4 protein-coding genes and 2 pseudogenes are annotated in these 4,981 nt (G+C 34.3%); 3 read left to right on the plus strand and 3 right to left on the minus strand.

Annotated features, from left to right (window positions below; all coding sequences use genetic code 11):
* The first annotated feature begins 384 nt into the window (after positions 1 to 384).
* Complete coding sequence (locus JM172_RS23875; RefSeq protein WP_352224139.1) at positions 385 to 744, plus strand: phage holin family protein; 360 nt, start codon at positions 385 to 387, stop codon at positions 742 to 744.
* Positions 734 to 1,219, plus strand: a pseudogene (locus JM172_RS23880) (peptidoglycan recognition protein family protein); the annotation flags it as partial. The gene JM172_RS23875 and the pseudogene JM172_RS23880, both read left to right, overlap by 11 nt.
* 529 nt (positions 1,220 to 1,748) lie before the next feature.
* On the opposite strand, the gene JM172_RS23885 reads toward JM172_RS23880, so the two are convergent.
* The 3 genes from JM172_RS23885 to JM172_RS23895 all read right to left on the minus strand — a co-directional run bounded on the left by JM172_RS23885 (position 1,749) and on the right by JM172_RS23895 (position 3,884).
* A complete protein-coding gene (locus JM172_RS23885) occupies positions 1,749 to 1,904 on the minus strand; it encodes a hypothetical protein (RefSeq protein WP_214484887.1) in 156 nt (51 codons plus the stop codon).
* 84 nt (positions 1,905 to 1,988) lie between these two features.
* On the minus strand, positions 1,989 to 3,029 hold the full coding sequence (locus JM172_RS23890; RefSeq protein ID WP_214484888.1) for a cytochrome D1 domain-containing protein: 1,041 nt from the start codon (positions 3,027 to 3,029) through the stop codon (positions 1,989 to 1,991).
* Between the two features lie 210 nt (positions 3,030 to 3,239).
* Entirely contained in the window at positions 3,240 to 3,884 is a 645-nt protein-coding gene (locus JM172_RS23895) for an isochorismatase family protein (RefSeq protein WP_214484889.1), read from the minus strand.
* Between the two features lie 358 nt (positions 3,885 to 4,242).
* On the opposite strand from JM172_RS23895, the pseudogene JM172_RS23900 reads away from it, so the two are divergent.
* Positions 4,243 to 4,727: pseudogene (locus JM172_RS23900) on the plus strand (DinB family protein).
* The last annotated feature ends 254 nt before the right edge of the window (positions 4,728 to 4,981 follow it).

The following is a 4,981-nucleotide window of genomic DNA, read 5'->3' on the forward strand; positions in this document are numbered from 1 at the left end:
GAGCCACCTAAAGATTTTAAAAAGAAGAGTAAGACAGACATCTATATACCAATAGAATAAGAGCATAAATTATCTTTTGCTAACAGGTGGTAGAGTTCAATAAGTGTGCGAGCAAGTTTTAATAACTTTGGATGTTATGGTGCATATCAAAATATAGATATGTACCATTATTCATTTTAGGGCCATATTGTGGAATAACAAGTTTTTTTGATTAATCTATTTTATGGATCCATAGTTGTAGATATTTTAGTAGACATAATACCCAATATGTTTACTAAAAAATTCAAGCCCTGTCACAAGGGCTTTTTATAATGGAAAGGAGAAAATCATGGATGGAAATAAAATTGTTATGTTTATAAAGGAATAGGAACTTTATTAGGGACAATTTGGTCAACCCTTGTAGGTGCAATGGGGTGGGCCTTTCCTACATTAATTGTAATAATGGCTTTTGACTTTATTACAGGAATGATGGCAGGATCAAAAGAAACTGGACTTAATAGCGATATAGGACGAAAAGGAATTATTAAAAAGGTATATATTCTTCTTTTAATTGGAGCTATTTATTTAATAGAAAACGTTGCATTGGATACGCAACATCTAGGAGACGGTGTGACAATTGCTTATATCATCATTGAGTTTATAAGCTTTGTAGAAAATGGTGGGAGACTTGGTGTAAATCTTGGCCCAGTTGAAAAGTTTATTGCTGTTCTAAAAGAAAAAGGAGAGGCTAACAATGACAATTAAACCAAAGCAAAACCTAGTATCTAAAAATAAATACAACATTAAATGCCCATACCCAATGAATGCTGAGTATATCACTATTCACAACACATATAACGATGCTCCAGCAGAAAATGAAATAAAGTACATGATTGGTAACAACAACGAAGTGTCATTCCATTATGCGATAGATGATAAAGAAGTTGTCCAAGGTATTCCTATAGATCGTAATGCCTGGCATTGTGGGGATGGCCTCAAAGGTAAAGGAAACCGTTCATCAATTGGCATTGAAATAAGCTATTCAAAAAGTGGTGGAGAACGTTATAGAAGAGCAGAGGCATTAACAGTTAAGTTCGTTGCTCAACTACTGAAGGAAAGAAATTGGGGCATAGATAAAGTTAAAAAGCACCAAGATTGGTCAAATAAATACTGTCCTCATAGGATTTTAGGTGAGGATAGATGGAATGCGTTTTTAAAAGCAATTGAAACAGAATTGAAGCCAAAGCAAGAGGAAGTAAACATGGAACTGAAGGATTGGCAATACAAAGATTTACAAGCAGCCTACCAAAACGCATATGACCGAAACATTTTAAAAAGCAATAAATGGGTAGGAAAAGCTAGAAAGAAAGAAATCACTCTAGATGAAGCAATATTTTTAAATACTGTTATTGTTGATCGTGCGTTGAAATAACGTATACGAAAAATTACAGTTGCATAATATAAAGTACACCACGATTGACTATCACGAACTCCCTAGCCTACACCAAAAGGTTGGGGAGTACATAATCTAATTTACATGGCATTTGCATAATTGAATAACCTCACATAGCCTCTACTCTTAGGAGTGGAGGTTTTTTTATTTTGCATTTAACTATATATTAGTACGGAAAGGAAAAGATAATTTTGTCTGAGAGCGTTATAGAAACACTGATTAATGTGAAAAAGCACTCAATAGATGAGTGCGTTAACTAAAGGTGGGTTAAGTAAACGTTTGATTATTTTTGCAGATGTCTAATCTAGAACCTTATTTAATCTTGTATCCTAAAAAGTAATTCACAATCATTGCACAAACCTATTTTAGAATTACCTTCAATTAAACGATTATCCTCAGAAACATCAGCCTTAACGCTAACTAAACCAACAGAATTATTACAATTGCAATATGGACATTTAATTGTACTCATAATTAATCCCTCCATATTTTATTTATATTTTCATCCTTTCCTTAATAAGAGAGATTTAAAATTTTTTTCTAAACACAATGGACATTATGTTTCAACTACATACGCAAGCTTTCCATCTGGAGTGAAGGCCACACTACCAAAAGGGAACCCGACTAGTATCGTGGCGATTACACTATGAGTTTTTACATCTATAACCGAAACTGTACCAAGAGGTTCATTATTTGTGACATAAGCCAATTTGCCGTCTGGGGTGAAGTCCACAACACTTTGGGAGCTACCTATCTGTACAGAAGAGATCACAATATGAGTTTTTACATCAATGACCGAAATGAAATCTGAGTTAGAATGAGTTATGTATGCAACTTTTCCGTCCGAAGTGAAAGCGAGATTAGATGGAAAGCTCCCGATCTGCACAGAAGAGATCACTGTATGAGTTTTTACGTCAATTACGGAGACAGTCCCAGTTGAACTGAAATCCGTGACATAAACGAGTTTTCCATCTGGAGTAAAAGCTAAATCAGGTGAAAGGTTTCCTACTGTTATAGTCGTAATAACCGAGTGTGTTGTTGTATCAACAACAGTTATGAAGCTGTCAGGAGAAGAAGAATTTTTGTGATAAACCAATTTCCCATCAGGAGAAAAGGTTAAAGTAGGAAGAGGGCCTTTAACATTTGAAAAAGGGACATTCACTGTAGCTATGACTGAATGTGTTTTAGTGTCAATGACAGAAATGGAAGAGTTTGAAAAACCAAAGTTTGTTACATAGGCTAATTTTCCATCAGGTGAAATAGAAATAGATCCAGGTTGTACAACAACAGGAATTGTTGCGATAACGTTATGAGTTTTTACATCAATGACCGAAACAGTACTAGAGCTAGAATTAGTAACATATGCAACTTTTCCGTCCGGAGTGAAAGCAAGATCAGCTGGAAAGGTACCAACCTGAACAGAAGAGATCACTGTATGAGTTTTTACATCAATTACGGAGACAGTGCCTTCGTCCTGATTAACTACATAAGCAAGCTTACCATCGGGAGTGAAGATATTCTGAATAAAAATAGGCTCTCCAACAGGCAACGTCGTAATAACGTTATGAGTTTTCACATCAATCACAGTCGTCGTCAAATTAACTCACCTCTATTTTAAGTTTGTTATTATGAAGATATGGATAAATGTGATGGGTAATTCATAAATTATGAAACGCAAGTGATATTGTGGTTACTATAAACTTATAAAACTCTAGTTTAGTTTAGTTAGTGAAATTTTTGCATGAGCAATACTAAAAGGGAGAACTTGAATTCTCCCTCCCTTTGTAAATCATATTAATTTAACCAATTATTCACTTGACTTTTGCCCTTCTTCATAAGCTGTTCCATAGCTTTCTATTAGTAAACCATAATTAGGAACTAATTCTGCATAAATAGAAGCAAACTCTTCTGCATCTGAACGATTCCAAGTTCTTTGAACTTCAGAGACGAATGAAACTGTATCAACAGGAACAGCCCCTGCTTGAACCATACGGGCTAGCGTAATATCATTTGACATATCACTTGTTGTTCCTGATGCATCTATAACATCATACACTTTAAAACCTTCTGATAAAGCACTTAATGTTGGGAATGCCATACAAACACTAGTCCATGTACCAGCAATTATTAGTGTTTTCTTTCCGGTTTCCTCTACAGTCTTCACAAAATTTGGGTTATCCCATGCGTTAATTTCACCATTACGTGGTACGTATGTTGCATTTGGAATATTGCTAACCTCAGGGATAAGTGGCCCATTCGGTCCCTCTGGTACTGAAGCAGTTGTGATTACCGGAATATTAGCAATTTGAGCTAATTTGACAAGGGCTTTCACATGTCTTTTAAGGGTTGGTACATCTAAATCCTTAACTGTTTGGAATAGGCCACTCTGATGATCAATAAGAAGTAAAGCTGCATCACTTGGATCAATAAATGTTGATTTTAAATTATTCATATAAATTTCCTCCTAAAATAATAATATAGTTTTCGGTAAACAATTCTGGCTTAGGATATACTGAAGTTCCAAAAAACGAATTGTAAATGAAGAAATTATCTCGAATTAAAATATCTTTAATTCAATATAATTGTATTAGTTTAATTTTCTAATGTCAACTAAATAATCTAATCTACTAATAATTGTAAGAATGATATATGAAACATAATAGAAATTATGTTTAGCTCCGTTTTTTCTGTATTGTAAAAATTGGAGCTTTTACATTTTAGGAACAGTTTTAAATAAGTTATTTGTGAAGGAAATAATAATGTAATAGAGAATGATTAAATTAGAACTTTTTGTAAAAGGAGGATTTCAAATGTATCATAGATTAAATGATTTTTTTATATCCTGGGAATTCGAAGCTAAAGCAACAAGCAAAATTCTAAAAAATCTCAATGATGAATCATTAAATTTTGAGGTTGCTCCACAGCATTGGACTTTAGGACGTATAGCCTGGCATACTGTTACTTCTATTAAGGTTATTAGTATTTTGAAGCTCCTAGTGAAGATTGGTACGTCCCTTCTTCTGTTGATACTATAGTTGAGAGCTATGATCAATCTTCTAATGCATTTGTTGAGGCTTTGAAGGCTCAATGGACAGATGATAGTCTTTTGGATCAAATTGATTTCTTTGGTCAAAAGATGCCTAAGGGGTCGCTTTTATTATTTTTGAATCAGCATCAGACGCATCACCGAGGACAAATTACTATTCTTATGAGGCAAGCAGGGCTAAGTGTTCCAGGTATTTACGGCCCTTCTAAAGAAGAATGGGCGCTTATGGGGATGGATGCACCAAAATAATAGTAGTTTACTAAACACAATGATTATTGAGGTTACTAAGGGGCTGAACTCAGTCCTTTTTTTTGTTGCTAAAAAAAGAAAAAGTGCCACGAATTCTAGTGGCAGCAAAGTGGGAACAACTATGAATCTAATCTAACGAAACGTCTTTTGATAATACTATAATGTGAATAACAAGGCACCAAAAATAGTCATTATTACTCCAATGATGAATAGAAAAAAAGGCACGGCTGTTAAAACTATTCCTGCTATTGCCA

This window comes from Bacillus sp. SM2101, assembly GCF_018588585.1.
Taxonomy (GTDB): domain Bacteria; phylum Bacillota; class Bacilli; order Bacillales; family SM2101; genus Nanhaiella; species Nanhaiella sioensis.

Coding starts and splice junctions, on each gene's coding strand:
- JM172_RS23885 (WP_214484887.1), bottom strand. CDS start 1,904: ATGAGTACAATTAAATGTCCATATTGCAATTGTAATAATTCTGTTGGT.
- JM172_RS23895 (WP_214484889.1), bottom strand. CDS start 3,884: ATGAATAATTTAAAATCAACATTTATTGATCCAAGTGATGCAGCTTTA.